Origin of the sequence: Rhizobium lentis, assembly GCF_017352135.1 — a bacterium.
GTDB lineage: Bacteria > Pseudomonadota > Alphaproteobacteria > Rhizobiales > Rhizobiaceae > Rhizobium > Rhizobium lentis.
Map to the genome: position 1 here is coordinate 1,932,852 of NZ_CP071454.1, position 14,800 is coordinate 1,947,651.

Here is a 14,800-nt window from a genome sequence, read left to right on the forward strand (position 1 = left end):
GTCCATCCTTGAGGAATAGGTCTTGTTCGTCATTTCGAAGCTTGTCTGGATTTTCGCTCAGCCGCTGTCGCTGGCATTCTTCCTCGTGTTCCTTGCCCTGCTTGCAGGCCTTCTGCGCTGGCGGGCCTTCAGTATTCTCGGCGCCGCGGGTTCGGCCCTCATCCTCTTCGTCACGCTCTACACCACGGCCGGCAACCTGCTGATGCAGGGGCTCGAGCAGCGCTTCGCAAAGCCTGCCGCCGATCCAGAGAGCCTGCAATGCATGATCGTGCTCGGCGGCGCCTTCGAAAATGAGGTGAACACGACGCGTCACGGCATAGAGTTCAACGCCGCGGCCGACCGCCTCATCGAAGCCCTGCGCCTCGGGCAGAAATTTCCGCAGTCGCGCATTCTCGTGTCGGGTGGCGACGGCTCGATCTCCGGCATATACGAAGGCGATGCGGCGGCATCAGAGCGGTTCTTTCCGCTTTTCGGTGTCGGCAAGGATCGCCTGATCGAGGAGAGGCAATCGCGTACCACCTTCGAAAACGCCGTCAATACCAAGGAATTCCTGGCAAGCCAGGGGCTTTCCCACTGCCTGCTGATCACCTCGGGTTTCCATATGCCGCGCTCCGTCGGCATCTTCCGCAAGCTCGGCATCGATATCGTGCCCTGGCCGACCGATTATCGCACCGACGGGCAGGTGAAACCGGACCTGGATTTCACCCAGCCGAACCTCAATGCCCAGAATATGGCGACGGCGATCCGCGAATGGTACGGCCTGATCGGCTATTATCTCGCCGGCCGGACATCGGAGCTTTACCCGCAATAGAGCGCCGCGCGTCCGCCGGACGCGCAAAGGACGCACTGCTTGGAAATCTATTTCTTCGAAATCGTGACGAATTTGGTGCCGCGCACGCGCGCCGTGACGATGCAGGGGTCACCTTCGGTGCGGTCGCAGAAACGCGGATGCATCTTCATTGCCAGCACCATGTTGCCGAAGCGCTGGACGAAGTCGTAGCCATAGATCTGTGCCGTCGCGATCATGAAATAACCGCCCTCGGCGACCTGCAGATAGAAATTATAGGTGCAGCCGTCGTCATTGCATTGCGGCCCCTTCTGCCCGTCGCAGGTCAGCAGGCCCTCATTGACCACCGCGTCGATCAGCCCGTCATTATTGATGTCCTGGCGGGTGATGAAGCCGTCGGCGAATTCGGCCGTCTTGCACTGCTCCTGAAAATGCTTCTTCTCGTAGATCTCAGGGTCGGAGATCAGCGACTGCTGCGCGAGCGCGGCAACCGGCACGGTGAGCAGCAGGACGATGTTGAGAACGGCGAGCACCAGCGTTTTCACGGGCATTCCTTTTCTGGACATAGGCTTTTTAGCGATGCATTTCGTCCCGAACCGGGCAGCGTTTTTGGGGAGAACGACATGCATGGAATAAAGACTGATGTTTTATGGCCGTGCCGCCTTGCGCCGCCCTTGCCGCCATGGTTCTTTCCAGAAACTGTTTGCCGGTTCCGGGGGCCGCATGTCCTTGCTCGTCTATCTCGATTATGCCGGCATTGCGCTGTTTGCCGCGACAGGTGCGCTCGCCGCCTCACGCAAGCAGCTGGATCTGATCGGCTTTCTGTTTTTTGCCATGGTGACGGGAACCGGCGGCGGCACCGTGCGCGACATCGTGCTCGGCCGCGTGCCGGTCTTCTGGGTGCTGAACCCCGCCTATATCCTCGTCTGCTGCATCATGGGCGTCATCGTCTTCTTCACCGCCCATCTGCTGGAATCGCGCTATCGCCTGCTGATCTGGCTGGATGCGATCGGCCTTGCCGCCTATTGCGTGCTCGGCGCCGCCAAGGGCCTTGCCGCCACCGGCTCGCCGACCATCGCGATCGTCACCGGCACATTGACGGCGACCTTCGGCGGCATCCTGCGCGATCTGATGGCAAACGAGCCTTCGGTGCTGTTGCGGCCCGAAATCTATGTGACGGCGGCTCTGATCGGCGCCGGCGTGTTCACGCTCGCCAATGCGCTCGGAATGCCGCTCTATCTCGCCTCCGGCTGTGGCGTCGTGGCCGCCTTTGCCGTTCGCGGCGGAGCCCTGTGGTTCGGCTGGACCTTCCCGATTTACAAGCACAAACCGGGACGTCATCCCGACGACGTGATGTGACGCCGTCAGCCCTGCTTGGCCCGCAGGCGGATCACCACGTCGACATGGGCGATCTCCATGCCCTCCGGCGGCTCCGGCAGATTGCCGATCGTCAGGTTGCTGACCGGAATGTCGACCACCTCGTTTTCGCCTTCGATGAAGAAATGGTGGTGGTCGGAAACATTGGTGTCGAAATAGGTCTTAGCGCTCTCGACGGCGAGGACGCGAATGAGACCGGCTTCGGTGAACTGGTGCAACGTGTTGTAGACGGTCGCCAGCGAAACCGGCACACCGGCGGCAACCGCCTCTTCGTGCAGTTCCTCGACGGTAAGATGCCGGTCGCCCTTGGCAAACAGAAGGTCGCCGAGCGCGACGCGCTGGCGGGTGGGGCGCAGGCCGGCGCCGCGCAGCCTTACCTCTATTGCGATCGGGAGTGCACCCGTCATCAAAACCAACTCCGGTTATTCCTGCATAAAGCAATCATGTTTCTTCAAGCGGTATAACTTTTGCATTCGAGCCTTTCAATAGTTCAATGGGGACAAGAGCCTGATAAACGCGGCAAAAACGGCCTTTTGACGCAAATAGGTCTGGTCGCGGCCCTGGCCTTCCTGTATGCGACCACCAAATAATGGCGCAAGCCTGGTCCGAGGCGATGGATGAAGCTGCCTTGCTTGTGCTTCATTTTCTGAAGAACTTGGACTACACGTTCACATCCATCGGCTTCACGCGGGGGGAAAAAGAAATTTTATGACAACCAGACAGTCCAGCTTCTCGTATGAAGAACTCATCGCTTGCGCCCATGGCGAGCTGTTCGGACCCGGCAATGCGCAGCTGCCGCTTCCACCCATGCTGATGGTTCACCGCATCACGGACATATCCGAAACGGGCGGCGCCTTCGACAAGGGCTATCTCAGGGCCGAATACGACGTCCGCCCCGACGACTGGTACTTTCCCTGCCATTTCGAAGGCAATCCGATCATGCCGGGCTGCCTCGGCCTCGACGGCATGTGGCAGTTGACCGGTTTCTTCCTGGGCTGGCTCGGCGAGGAAGGTCGCGGCATGGCGCTGTCGACAGGCGAAGTGAAGTTCAAGGGCATGGTCCGGCCACATACGAAGCTGATCGAATACGGCATCGACTTCAAGCGCGTCATGCGCGGTCGTCTCGTGCTCGGCACGGCCGACGGCTGGCTGAAGGCGGACGGAGAGACCATATACCAGGCGGCCGACCTTCGCGTCGGTCTATCGAAAGACAAGACCGCCTGAAACCGCATTTCGAGCGGCTGACGAAAACAACAAAGGTTTGATCAGATGAGACGGGTAGTTGTCACGGGTCTGGGTATCGTTTCCTCGATCGGGAGCGACGCGGCCGAGGTCACCGAATCCTTGCGCCAGGCAAAGTCGGGTATTTCCTTTTCCAACGATTTCGCCGAACACGGCTTCAAGTGCCAGGTCTGGGGCAGTCCGAAGCTCGGCCCGGCGGAACTTGCCGATCTGGTCGATCGCCGTGCCATGCGCTTCCTGTCGCAGGGCGGTGCCTGGAACCATGTCGCCATGAAGCAGGCGATCGCCGATTCCGGTCTGGAAGAGAAGGACTACGCTCAGAACGAACGCGCCGGCATCATCATGGGATCCGGCGGCCCGTCCACCCGCACCCTCATCGAGGCGGCAGAAATCACCATCAAGAACAACAGCCCGAAGCGCATCGGTCCCTTCGCCGTGCCAAAGGCGATGTCTTCGACCGCCTCGGCGACGCTTGCCACCTGGTTCAAGATCCACGGCGTCAATTATTCGATCTCGTCGGCCTGCTCGACCTCTGCTCATTGCATCGGCAACGCCGCCGAAATGATCCAGTGGGGCAAGCAGGACGTGATGTTTGCCGGCGGCCATGAAGATCTCGACTGGACGATGTCCAATCTCTTCGATGCCATGGGTGCCATGTCCTCCAAGTACAACGACACGCCCGATACCGCCTCGCGCGCCTATGACGTCAACCGCGACGGTTTCGTCATCGCCGGCGGTGCCGGCGTGCTGGTGCTGGAAGAGCTGGAGCGCGCCAAGGCGCGCGGCGCCAAGATCTACGCCGAAATCGTCGGCTACGGCGCGACCTCGGACGGCTACGACATGGTTGCTCCGTCGGGCGAGGGCGCTATCCGCTGCATGCGCCAGGCGCTCGCAACGGTGAAGGGCGAGGTCGACTATATCAACACCCACGGCACATCGACGCCGGTCGGCGACAGCAAGGAAATCGGCGCCATCCGCGAAGTGTTCGGCGCCAAGATCCCGCATATCCAGTCGACCAAATCGCTGACGGGCCATTCGCTTGGTGCGGCCGGCGTGCAGGAATCGATCTATTCCCTGCTGATGATGCAGCAAGGCTTTATCGGCGAAAGCGCCCATATCACCGAGCTCGATCCCGAATTCGACGGTGTGCCGATCGTGCGCAAGCGCATCGATAATGCGAAGATCGACACCGCCCTCTCCAACTCCTTCGGCTTCGGCGGCACGAACGCCACGCTGGTCTTCCAGCGCTACAACGGATAACGACATGACGGGAATCATGCAGGGTAAGCGCGGGCTCGTCATGGGCGTCGCCAATAACCACTCGATCGCCTGGGGGATTTCAAAGGCTCTCGCCGCACAGGGTGCGGAGCTCGCCTTCACCTATCAGGGCGATGCGCTGGGCAAGCGCGTCAAGCCGCTGGCTGCCGAGCTCGGCTCGGATTTCGTACTGCCCTGCGACGTCGAGGACATCGCTTCGGTCGATGCCGTCGTCGACGCGCTTGGCGACCGCTGGGGCAAGCTCGATTTCATCGTCCACGCCATCGGTTTTTCCGACAAGAACGAGCTGAAGGGACTCTACGCCGATACGACGCGGGAGAATTTCAGCCGCACCATGGTCATCTCCTGTTTCTCCTTCACCGAGATCGCCAGGCGCTGCGCTCCGCTGATGGAAGGCAGTGGCGCGATGCTGACTTTGACCTATAACGGCTCGACGCGCGTCATTCCGAACTACAATGTCATGGGCGTCGCCAAGGCGGCGCTCGAGGCTTCGGTGCGTTATCTCGCCGCCGACTACGGCCCGCGCGGCATTCGCGTCAACGCCATTTCCGCCGGCCCGATCCGTACGCTCGCCGGCGCCGGCATCTCGGATGCGCGCGCGATTCTCTCCTGGAATCAGCGCAATGCGCCGCTGCGCAAGACCGTGACCATCGACCAGGTCGGCAATTCGGCGCTCTATCTGCTCTCCGACCTCTCCGCCGGCGTCACCGGCGAGATCCACTTCGTCGATGCCGGCTTCAACATCACCTCCATGCCGACGCTGGATACTCTGCGCAAGGCAGACGTCGAATAGACGCGACTGATTGAAAATTCAAAGGCCGTGCGCATCCTCTGCGCACGGCCTTTTGTTTGACGGGTAAAACGATCTGTGTCGAAGCGGCCTGAGCCTTATTTCTTCGCCCACAGCACCTTGAAGCGCGCATTGCGGCAGGTTTCGCCGCTTTCCCTGAAATTGGCCGCCAGGACCGGCTCATAAGGCAGGCCGCGGTTGGCGACGAGCATCAGCCGGCCGCCGCCGCGAAGGGCGGATGCGGCGGCCTTGATCATTGCCTGGCCGAGCGAGGGCTCGGCGGCGTGTCCCTCATGGAAGGGCGGGTTCATGATGACTAGATCGTATTTGTCCTTGACCGGCTCGCCCGCCAGATCGTGCCAGAAGAAGCGCGCAGGCGCGTTCGGGCAGTTCTCCGCAAGATTATCCCTCGCAGCCTCCAGGGAGGCGTGGTTGGCCTCGTAGAGGTCAAGGCGCGCCAGTCCGCGCGATCTCTGCGCCATCTCGACCGAGAGGTAGCCCCACCCCGCGCCGAAATCCGCCACGTCTCCGGTAAAATCCTGCGGCAGGCGCGAGGCGAGCAGTTCTGATCCGGCGTCGATCCGGTCGTGGGAGAACATGCCGGCGGCCGCATGGAAGCGATCGTCGACGCGCACCGGCGCCTTTGCCAGTTTGGAGACAATGTCGCTGGCATCGGCCGGCCGGCCGAACCAGAAGGCGACGCCGTGATATTTCGGCATATGGTCGATGGCGAGGCCGAAACCTTCCAAGCGCTTGCGCAGCGGCTGGATGCCGTCCTCCTTGGCGCCGGCAACGACGATCAGCCCGCCGGCCCGCGTGCGGGTGATCGCGGCAGCGAGATTGGCCTCGTTCTCACCCTTGTGCTTGGTGCAGAGCACGAGCGCTGCGTCATAGTCCTCGCCGTCAATCTCAGGTGTCGCTTCCACCCGCTGCGCGAGCAGCTGGCGGTAGAGCGGCCGGAAACCCTGCACGGCGCTGAGCGAGGCGGCAAAACCGTCCGGTAGCGCAAAGCCTGCCTCGGCCCCGAGGAAGAGCACACGCTCGCCTTCGCCGGGCGGCTGTATTGTGCCGCTGGCAAAGGGATGGAACAGGGTCTTCAGCGTTTCGCGGCTCATGGATTTTATCTCATTTAGAATAGAAAAAGGGCGCGGAAGATTCCCGCGCCCGGAATTGGAGCTGGCAGACGCGGCTTATTCGGCCGCTTCTTCCTTTTTCTTCTCGTTCGCGATCTCCTGGCCGGTGGCCTGGTCGACCACCTTCATCGACAGGCGGACCTTGCCGCGCTCGTCGAAGCCGAGCAGCTTGACCCAGACCTTGTCGCCTTCCTTGACGACGTCCTGCGTCTTGGCAACACGCTCGGAAGCGAGCTGCGAGATGTGGACGAGGCCGTCACGGGCGCCGAAGAAGTTGACGAAGGCGCCGAAGTCGGCGGTCTTGACGACCGTGCCTTCATAGATCTGACCGATTTCAGGCTCGGCGACAATCGAGTGGATCCACTTGCGGGCGGCTTCGATTTCCTTGCCGGAAGAGGAGGCGATCTTGACGGTGCCGTCGTCCTCGATGTTGATCTTGGCGCCGGTCTTCTCGACGATTTCGCGAATGACCTTGCCGCCGGAGCCGATGACTTCGCGGATCTTGTCGACCGGAATGTTCATGACTTCGATGCGCGGTGCGAACTCGCCGAGCTGGCCGCGGCTTTCGGTGATCGCCTTGGCCATTTCGCCGAGGATGTGGGCGCGACCGCCCTTGGCCTGGCCCAGAGCGACCTTCATGATCTCTTCGGTGATGCCGGCGATCTTGATGTCCATCTGCAGCGAGGTGATGCCGTCAGCAGTACCAGCGACCTTGAAGTCCATGTCGCCGAGGTGGTCTTCGTCACCGAGGATGTCGGAGAGGACGGCGAAGCGGTCGCCTTCCAGGATCAGACCCATGGCGATGCCGGCAACCGGCTTTGCCAGCGGAACGCCGGCATCCATCAACGCCAGCGAGGTGCCGCAGACGGTCGCCATCGACGAGGAGCCGTTGGATTCGGTGATTTCGGAAACGACGCGCAGCGTGTAGGGGAACTGCTCCGCCGTCGGCAGCATCGGATGAATGGCGCGCCATGCGAGTTTGCCGTGGCCGATTTCGCGGCGGCCCGGAGAGCCCATGCGGCCCGTTTCACCGACCGAGTAGGGCGGGAAGTTGTAGTGCAGCATGAAGTTTTCCTTGTACATGCCCGTCAAGGAATCGACATACTGCTCATCTTCGCCGGTGCCGAGCGTGGCAACGACGATCGCCTGGGTTTCACCGCGGGTGAAGAGGGCCGAACCGTGTGTGCGCGGCAGCAGGCCGACTTCGGCAACGATCGGGCGAACCGTCTCGAGGTCGCGGCCGTCGATGCGGCTCTTGGTGTCGAGAATGTTCCAGCGGACGATCTTGGCCTGCAGGTGCTTGAAGATCGCGCCGACTTCTTCGGCCGTATACTTGGCTTCGACGCCTTCCGGCAGGAAGTGGGCCTTCACCTTGGCCTTGACGGCGTCGACGGCGGCGTAGCGGTCTGCCTTCAGGGTGATCTTATAGGCTTCGCGCAGTTCGGCTTCGAAATGCGTCAGCATCTCGCCTTCGAGCTCGGAATAGTCTTCCGGCTGGAAGTCGCGCGGCTCCTTGGCGGCGACTTCGGCGAGCTTGATGATCGCGTCGAGAACCGGTTGGAAGCCCTTGTGGCCGAACATCACGGCGCCGAGCATGACGTCTTCGTTGAGTTCCTTGGCTTCGGATTCGACCATCAGCACGGCGTCATAGGTGCCGGCGACGACAAGGTCGAGGCTCGATTCATCCATCTCGTCGAGATGCGGGTTGAGAACATACTCGCCGTTGATGTAGCCGACGCGCGCGCCGCCGACCGGGCCCATGAAGGGAACGCCGGACAGCGTCAGCGCCGCCGAAGTGGCGATCATCGACAGGATATCGGGATTGTTCTCGAGGTCATGCTGTACGACGGTGACGACGACCTGCGTGTCGTTCTTGTAGCCTTCCGGGAAGAGCGGGCGGATCGGGCGGTCGATCAGGCGGGAAACGAGGGTCTCGTTTTCGCTCGGACGTCCCTCGCGCTTGAAATAGCCGCCGGGAATCTTGCCGGCGGCGTAGGTCTTTTCCTGGTAGTTGACGGTCAGCGGAAAGAAGTCCTGGCCGGGCTTCGGCGCCTTAGCCGAGACGACGGTGGCGAGAACGACGGTTTCGCCGTAGGTGGCGAGAACCGCGCCGTCGGCCTGACGGGCGATCTTGCCGGTTTCGAGCTTCAGCGGGCGGCCGGCCCACTCGATTTCAACGCTGTGTGTATCAAACATATCTTGTCCTTCAATGCGGGAGCACGCGCCATCGCCGATATCAGGCGCAGCGCACAGTCGACCGCAATCAATGTGACGTATCACGGGCAAGACAACGGGAGGCTTTTCATCAGCAGTTCCTCGAACTGGGCGTTCCTGAGAAACTTGGGGCCAAAGCCTTAAAAGCTTTGGCCGAAAGCATCCGGCAATCCTGCCCCATGACAGGTCAACGGTTGGTTTGGCAGAACCGGCCCATCCGGGTCTGCCGGTCGTTCCACCGCTTGAGATAGGGCGCGGGCGGAACTTTTCATCGGGAACGTTGTCCCGAAACAGATCCGGCGGACGCTCGAAAGCGCCCGCCGGACAATCTTAGCGGCGGATACCCAGGCTGTTGATCAGCTTGGAATAGCGGCCTTCATCCTTCTTCTTGAGATAATCAAGAAGCGAGCGGCGGCTCGAAACCATCGTCAGCAGGCCACGGCGGGAATGGTTATCCTTCTTGTGGTCCTTGAAGTGTTCGGTCAGGTTGTTGATGCGTTCAGTCAGGATCGCGACCTGAACTTCCGGAGAACCGGTGTCGCCTTCGGCGGTTGCGTATTCCTTGATCAGCGCAGCCTTGCGCTCAGCAGTGATCGACATCGGATGATCCTTTCTATGAGAGGAGATTGAAGTCGCCAAAAGCCGGGATGCCGTCCAGCTTTGGCCGCGAATGCGAGCAGGCGGACCTGACGCTGGCGCTGCCTATAAACCAAATAAGCACCGATGGAAAGAGGGAGTATTCCCAGCGCTCAGCGCCCCGCCATCGCATCCCGGATCATCCTGTTATACCCCGCGGGATCCTGCAGCATGGCGAAATGGCTCGCACTCTTCAGGATTACGAGCCTGGCGCCGGGAATCTCCTTTGCCATCAACTCCGTGTGGTCGAGCTTGACGGCTTCATCATGATCGCCGATCGCAAGCGTGACCGGCACCGAGATCTTCGCAAGATCGGCGGCTGTCCAGGCCGGCTGGGTCGCCCACATCTCGGAGATCTGCGTGAAAAAGGCTTGGTATTCGGTCGGCGTCGGCGAAAGCTTTTTGTACTGGTCGCCGGCGACGTCGATGTAGTGGCTGAAGGTCTTGTTCTCCAAGACGTCGGCCTTGACACCATCGGTCGTGACGTTGGCCGCCTGGGCGATGACGCGAGTCAGTTTCTCCGGATGGTTCATCGCCATGTCGATGCCGATGATGCCGCCGTCCGACCAACCGACCAGAGTCACCTTGTCGATCTTCAGATGGTCGAGAAGAGCGACGTAGTCCGAGGTCATCAGATCGTAACCGAAAGGCTGCGCGCTGCGTGTCGAGCGGCCGTGACCGCGGCTGTCGGCGACGATAACCAGATGATCCTTTGCAAATTCGGCCACCTGATGACCCCAGACGTCGGCATTCCCAAGACCGCCATGGATGAAGAGAATCGGGTCGCCTTCACCATATTCGGCGTAATACATCTTGATGTCGTTCACGTCGGCCATGCCGCTGGTCTTCGGCGCGGGCATCGAAGGAAAGGCCGGAAGCTCGGCCCAGCGTTCGGCGGCTTGGGCGCCGGCAAGGATCAGGAACAGCGAAAAGAACGTCAGTATTCCGGAAATTCTGCGCATGGTTTCCCCTCGGGCCGCCATGGCCCAAGGGGAAACATATCGGATCGCTGCCGGCTGACAATCGCTATCGTTGTAAGATCAGCCAAAAACGCGCTTTGGGCGAAATTCGCCCTGGCCGATCTCGCCGATCGCGATCAGCTTGCCGCGGGCCGTCGCATAGGCTTCGCTTTCGGCGACCGGCGCATCGCGGCCGCGCACCAGGATCGGATTGCCCATTTTTAGCCGGTGCGCCTGGTCGTCGTTGATGACGAGATGGGGCAGGGCGGAAAGCGCTTCGCAAGTATCGATCAGCAGCGCATCGAGGGCGGCAAGCCGCTCGTCCATGTCTTCGATCGCTTCCAGCGCCACGAGGTTAGCGAGCGGCACCATGGCCTCTTCCGAAAAGGGTGCCACAAACGTGCGTCGCAGTCCGGAAACGTGGCCGTAGCAGCCGAGCTCGCGGCCGAAATCGCGGGCCAGCGCGCGCACGTAAGTGCCCTTGCCGCATTCCACTTCGAAATGCGCGGTGTTTGCGTCAGGGCAGGCGAGCAGGGTCAGCCGGAAGATTTCGACCTCGCGCGAGGGGATCTCGACGGCTTCGCCGTCACGCGCCAGATCATAGGCGCGTTCGCCCGATATCTTGATCGCGGAAAACTGCGGCGGCACCTGATGGATGGTGCCGATATAACGGTGCAGGATATCGCGGATCTGCTGTTCGCTGGGACGTTTGTCCGAGCTTAGCGTGACCTCGCCCTCGAGATCATCGGTGGCGCGCTCCTCGCCCCAGCTGACCGTGAACTCATAAATCTTGCGGCCGTCCATCACATAGGGAACCGTCTTCGTCGCGTCGCCGAGCGCGATCGGCAGCATGCCGGAGGCGAGCGGATCGAGCGTGCCGGCATGGCCGGCCTTTTGCGCCTTATAGAGCCACTTGATCTTGGAAACGGCTTCCGTCGAGCCGAAATCCATCGGCTTGTCGAGGATCAGCCAGCCGGAAATCGGCCGGCCCTTGGGTTTGCGTGGTTTGGACATCAGTCTCTTCTGTTATCTCTCGTCATCATCGCCGTCGAGGTCGCGTTGGACCTCGGGCGAACGCAGCAACTCGTCGATCTTCTTGTAATTGTCGAAGCTGGTGTCGTCGCGGAAACGCACCTCCGGCATGTATTTCATCTGCCGAAGCTGCGGGCCGAGTCGGCCGCGAATGAACTTGGCATGGCGGTTCAACGCCTCGATGACGACGCTGTGGTCGGAAACGCCGAGCGGCGTCACATAAGCCGTGGCGATCTTGAGGTCCGGCGACATGCGCACTTCCGAGATCGAGATCACGGTCGCTTCGATGACGTCGTCACGCACTTCGCCGCGCTGCAAGACCTGGGTGATCGCGGCGCGGACCTGTTCGCCAACGCGCAGCATGCGCTGCGAAGGCGCGGAAGAAGTTGGTCTGGTCATTGTTATCTCTATTTGCCGATGCGGCTGGGAATCGAACCCGTCAAAGGAGAGCGTCCATGACTCTTTTGGCCGAAAAGGTCAAGCCGGCAGGTAGAAAAGCCATCCGCCGGGTGGCGGATGGCTTTTGCAAAGCTGCTGTGACGCCGGGGATTAAAGCGTGCGCGTGATATGTTCGACGCGGAAGCACTCGATGACGTCGCCGACACGCATGTCCTCGTAGTTTTCGAAGGCCATGCCGCATTCCTGGCCCATCGGCACTTCGGCAACTTCGTCCTTGAAGCGCTTGAGGGTCTTGAGCTTGCCTTCGTGAACGACAACGTCGTTGCGGATGAGGCGGACGCCCGCTCCACGCTCGACCTTGCCTTCGACGACGCGGCAGCCTGCGACCTTGCCGACCTTGGTGATGTTGAACACCTCCAGGATCTCGGCGTTGCCGATGAAGGTTTCGCGCCGTTCCGGGGAGAGCAGGCCCGACATCGCCGCCTTCACGTCATCCACGAGATCGTAGATGATGTTGTAGTAGCGGATTTCGAGGCCTTGGCGCTCGGCGAACTGGCGTGCCTGCGCATTGGCGCGAACGTTGAAGCCGATGATGGCCGCGTTCGAGGCTTCCGCGAGCGAAATATCCGTCTCGGTGATGCCGCCGGCGCCCGAATGGACGATGCGGGCGCGGACCTCGTCGGTTCCGAGCTTCTCCAGCGCGCCGGCAATCGCTTCGATCGAGCCCTGCACGTCGCCCTTGATGACGAGCGGGAACTCCTTGATGCCGGTGCTCTGCATCTGCGTCATCATCTGTTCCAGCGAACCGCGCTGTCCCGACTGGCGGGCAGCCGCCTTGTCGCGGGCAAGACGCTGACGGTATTCCGAGATTTCGCGGGCGCGGCTCTCGCTTTCGACGACGGCGAACCTGTCGCCCGCCTGCGGCGTACCGGAAAGACCGAGCACCTCGACAGGCATGGCCGGCGGCGCTTCCTTCATATGCTCGCCCTTGTCGTTGACAAGGGCGCGCACACGACCCCAGACGTCGCCTGCGACGATGATCTGGCCCGGCTTCAACGTACCGTTCTGAACGAGAACGGTGGCAACCGCACCGCGGCCGCGGTCGAGCTGGGCTTCGATGACGGTACCTTCAGCGGTGCGGTTCGGATTGGCCTTGAGGTCAAGGATTTCCGCTTGCAGCAGAACGGCTTCGAGCAGCTTGTCGAGATTCTTGCCTGTCTTGGCCGAGACTTCGACGTCAAGCGTTTCACCACCCATCGATTCCACGAAGACTTCGTGCTGCAGAAGCTGGTTGCGCACCTTCTGCGGGTCGGCTTCGTGCTTGTCGATCTTGTTAATCGCCACGATGATCGGAACACCGGCCGCCTTGGCGTGATTGATCGATTCGATCGTCTGCGGCATGACGCTGTCGTCAGCAGCCACGACGAGGATCGCGATGTCGGTCGCCTGCGCACCGCGGGCACGCATCGCCGTGAAGGCGGCGTGGCCGGGGGTGTCGATGAAGGTGATCTTCTGACCGTTCTGCTCCACCTGGTAGGCGCCGATATGCTGCGTGATGCCGCCGGCTTCGCCCGCAACCACGTTGGCGTGGCGGATAGCGTCGAGCAGCGAGGTCTTGCCGTGGTCGACGTGGCCCATGATCGTGACGACAGGCGGACGCGAAACGCGGTCGCCTTCGTCGTCGGCAACGTTGAAGATGCCGAGTTCGACGTCGGATTCAGAGACGCGCTTGACCGTATGACCGAATTCGCCGGCGATGAGTTCGGCGAGGTCGGCGTCGATGACGTCGCCCGGCTTCATCATCTGGCCTTCCTTCATCAGGTACTTGATGACGTCGACGGCGCGTTCGGACATGCGTTGCGACAGTTCCTGAATGGTGATGGTCTCGGGCAGGACGACCTCGCGGGAGATCTTCTCGCGCGTTTCCTGCATCTGGCTGCGGCGGAATTTCTCCTGCCGGCGACGCATCGCCGAAAGCGAACGGCTGCGGCCGGCATCCTCGCCGTCCACGTCGGCAGTGGTGATCGTCAGCTTGCCGCGACGGCGGTCTTCATCCGATTTCGGACGTGTGGTGACCGGCTTTGCCGGTTCCGGGCGAACGACGCGGCCACGGGCCGGACCGCCGCGCGCAGCACCCCGATCGTCGTCGTCGTCATCGCGACGGCCACGGATACCGGCAGGTGCGACGGCACCAGGAGCCGGACGGGCAGCAGCGGGTGCTGCCGCATCGGGCCGGCGGGCGGCTGGAGCCGACGATGCCGGCCGCGGAGTGTTGGGGCGTGCTTCAGCCGCTGCGGCAGCCGGTGCCGCCGCAGCGGCTGCCGGTTCGGCAGCGGCAGTAGCAGCGGCTTCCGCCTGCCTGGCGGCCTCTTCGGCGGCCCGGCGGGCGGCTTCTTCCGCCTCGGCTGCCTTGCGGATCGCCTCTTCGGCGGCCCGGCGCTTTTCTTCCTCGGCGCGGCGGATCGCATCCTGGGCGTCACGCGCCTGGGATTCGGCGAGCGCGCGGCGGCGGGCGTCCATCTCTTCCGGTGACAGATGGTTCAGCACCACCGGGCGCGGACGATCGTTCGAGCGCGGCGGCTGGTAGGACTGCTGCGGACGCTGATTGGACTGGCTGCCGCCAGGCTGATGAACCCGCGGTGCGGGCGTCGGCTGCTGCGGGCGTGCCTGCGCAGGCGCGGGCGCCGGTTCGGCAGCACGCACCGGGGCGGCGGCAGCAGGCGTAATTGGCTTTTCGTCTTCCGGGCGCATCGGGCGCCGCTTGCGGGTCTCGACCACGACCGCCTTGGTGCGACCGCGACCCATATCCTGGCGAACGGTGCCCTGGCTCATCCCCGATGGTTTCAGGGTAAGCGTCTTCTTGCCCGTTACGCTGAGTGTCTTGTCGTCATTACTATCGGTCATTCGTTCCCGTTCCTTCGGACAGGGAGCGATGACTAGATCAGACCCTGTC

At 62.1% G+C, this 14,800-nt stretch carries 14 protein-coding genes; 5 read left to right on the forward strand and 9 right to left on the reverse strand.

Annotated features, from left to right (window positions below; all coding sequences use genetic code 11):
• The first annotated feature begins 22 nt into the window (after positions 1-22).
• Positions 23-811 (forward strand): YdcF family protein, encoded by a 789-nt coding sequence (locus J0663_RS09190; RefSeq protein ID WP_207244084.1) that lies wholly within the window; start codon positions 23-25, stop codon positions 809-811.
• Positions 812-858: 47 nt separating this feature from the next.
• On the opposite strand, the gene J0663_RS09195 is transcribed toward J0663_RS09190, so the two are convergent.
• The gene (locus tag J0663_RS09195) at positions 859-1,332 is read right to left on the reverse strand and encodes a hypothetical protein (RefSeq protein ID WP_207244467.1); all 474 of its coding nucleotides are present in this window, start codon (positions 1,330-1,332) and stop codon (positions 859-861) included.
• Between the two features lie 178 nt (positions 1,333-1,510).
• Here J0663_RS09195 and J0663_RS09200 point away from each other — a divergent pair, with 178 nt between their 5' ends.
• Entirely contained in the window at positions 1,511-2,146 is a 636-nt protein-coding gene (locus J0663_RS09200) for a trimeric intracellular cation channel family protein (protein ID WP_064805816.1), read from the forward strand.
• A gap of 5 nt (positions 2,147-2,151) precedes the next feature.
• On the opposite strand, the gene irrA is transcribed toward J0663_RS09200, so the two are convergent.
• Positions 2,152-2,571: an iron response transcriptional regulator IrrA gene (irrA, locus tag J0663_RS09205; protein ID WP_207244085.1), complete on the reverse strand. Its 420-nt coding sequence runs from the start codon at positions 2,569-2,571 to the stop codon at positions 2,152-2,154.
• Positions 2,572-2,872: 301 nt separating this feature from the next.
• Here irrA and fabA point away from each other — a divergent pair, with 301 nt between their 5' ends.
• The 3 genes from fabA to fabI are packed head-to-tail and all read left to right on the forward strand — an operon-like array spanning position 2,873 to position 5,477.
• Positions 2,873-3,388: a 3-hydroxyacyl-[acyl-carrier-protein] dehydratase FabA gene (gene fabA, locus J0663_RS09210; RefSeq protein WP_207244086.1), complete on the forward strand. Its 516-nt coding sequence runs from the start codon at positions 2,873-2,875 to the stop codon at positions 3,386-3,388.
• A gap of 45 nt (positions 3,389-3,433) precedes the next feature.
• On the forward strand, positions 3,434-4,666 hold the full coding sequence (gene fabB, locus J0663_RS09215) for a beta-ketoacyl-ACP synthase I (RefSeq protein ID WP_207244087.1): 1,233 nt from the start codon (positions 3,434-3,436) through the stop codon (positions 4,664-4,666).
• A gap of 4 nt (positions 4,667-4,670) precedes the next feature.
• Positions 4,671-5,477, forward strand: coding sequence for an enoyl-ACP reductase FabI (gene fabI, locus J0663_RS09220; protein WP_207244088.1), 807 nt, complete (start codon positions 4,671-4,673; stop codon positions 5,475-5,477).
• A gap of 95 nt (positions 5,478-5,572) precedes the next feature.
• On the opposite strand, the gene J0663_RS09225 is transcribed toward fabI, so the two are convergent.
• The 7 genes from J0663_RS09225 to infB all read right to left on the reverse strand — a co-directional run bounded on the left by J0663_RS09225 (position 5,573) and on the right by infB (position 14,751).
• Complete coding sequence (locus J0663_RS09225; protein WP_207244089.1) at positions 5,573-6,589, reverse strand: class I SAM-dependent methyltransferase; 1,017 nt, start codon at positions 6,587-6,589, stop codon at positions 5,573-5,575.
• A gap of 75 nt (positions 6,590-6,664) precedes the next feature.
• Positions 6,665-8,803: a polyribonucleotide nucleotidyltransferase gene (pnp, locus tag J0663_RS09230; RefSeq protein WP_207244090.1), complete on the reverse strand. Its 2,139-nt coding sequence runs from the start codon at positions 8,801-8,803 to the stop codon at positions 6,665-6,667.
• A 348-nt stretch (positions 8,804-9,151) separates the two neighbouring features.
• Positions 9,152-9,421 (reverse strand): 30S ribosomal protein S15, encoded by a 270-nt coding sequence (gene rpsO / locus J0663_RS09235; protein WP_009997779.1) that lies wholly within the window; start codon positions 9,419-9,421, stop codon positions 9,152-9,154.
• Positions 9,422-9,570: 149 nt separating this feature from the next.
• On the reverse strand, positions 9,571-10,419 hold the full coding sequence (locus J0663_RS09240; RefSeq protein ID WP_207244091.1) for an alpha/beta fold hydrolase: 849 nt from the start codon (positions 10,417-10,419) through the stop codon (positions 9,571-9,573).
• 78 nt (positions 10,420-10,497) lie between these two features.
• A complete protein-coding gene (truB, locus tag J0663_RS09245; RefSeq protein WP_207244092.1) occupies positions 10,498-11,430 on the reverse strand; it encodes a tRNA pseudouridine(55) synthase TruB in 933 nt (310 codons plus the stop codon).
• A gap of 12 nt (positions 11,431-11,442) precedes the next feature.
• A complete protein-coding gene (gene rbfA / locus J0663_RS09250) occupies positions 11,443-11,847 on the reverse strand; it encodes a 30S ribosome-binding factor RbfA (protein ID WP_207244093.1) in 405 nt (134 codons plus the stop codon).
• Positions 11,848-11,997: 150 nt separating this feature from the next.
• Positions 11,998-14,751 carry a translation initiation factor IF-2 gene (infB, locus tag J0663_RS09255; RefSeq protein ID WP_207244094.1) on the reverse strand — a complete coding sequence of 918 codons (2,754 nt, stop codon included), beginning with the start codon at positions 14,749-14,751 and terminating at the stop codon, positions 11,998-12,000.
• Positions 14,752-14,800: the final 49 nt, after the last annotated feature.

Bases quoted from the DNA above. Each gene is read 5' to 3' on its own strand.
- J0663_RS09200 (WP_064805816.1), top strand. From the start codon at position 1,511: ATGTCCTTGCTCGTCTATCTCGATTATGCCGGCATTGCGCTGTTTGCC.
- irrA (WP_207244085.1), bottom strand. From the start codon at position 2,571: ATGACGGGTGCACTCCCGATCGCAATAGAGGTAAGGCTGCGCGGCGCC.
- fabA (WP_207244086.1), top strand. From the start codon at position 2,873: ATGACAACCAGACAGTCCAGCTTCTCGTATGAAGAACTCATCGCTTGC.
- fabB (WP_207244087.1), top strand. From the start codon at position 3,434: ATGAGACGGGTAGTTGTCACGGGTCTGGGTATCGTTTCCTCGATCGGG.
- fabI (WP_207244088.1), top strand. From the start codon at position 4,671: ATGACGGGAATCATGCAGGGTAAGCGCGGGCTCGTCATGGGCGTCGCC.
- J0663_RS09225 (WP_207244089.1), bottom strand. From the start codon at position 6,589: ATGAGCCGCGAAACGCTGAAGACCCTGTTCCATCCCTTTGCCAGCGGC.
- pnp (WP_207244090.1), bottom strand. From the start codon at position 8,803: ATGTTTGATACACACAGCGTTGAAATCGAGTGGGCCGGCCGCCCGCTG.
- rpsO (WP_009997779.1), bottom strand. From the start codon at position 9,421: ATGTCGATCACTGCTGAGCGCAAGGCTGCGCTGATCAAGGAATACGCA.
- J0663_RS09240 (WP_207244091.1), bottom strand. From the start codon at position 10,419: ATGCGCAGAATTTCCGGAATACTGACGTTCTTTTCGCTGTTCCTGATC.
- truB (WP_207244092.1), bottom strand. From the start codon at position 11,430: ATGTCCAAACCACGCAAACCCAAGGGCCGGCCGATTTCCGGCTGGCTG.
- rbfA (WP_207244093.1), bottom strand. From the start codon at position 11,847: ATGACCAGACCAACTTCTTCCGCGCCTTCGCAGCGCATGCTGCGCGTT.
- infB (WP_207244094.1), bottom strand. From the start codon at position 14,751: ATGACCGATAGTAATGACGACAAGACACTCAGCGTAACGGGCAAGAAG.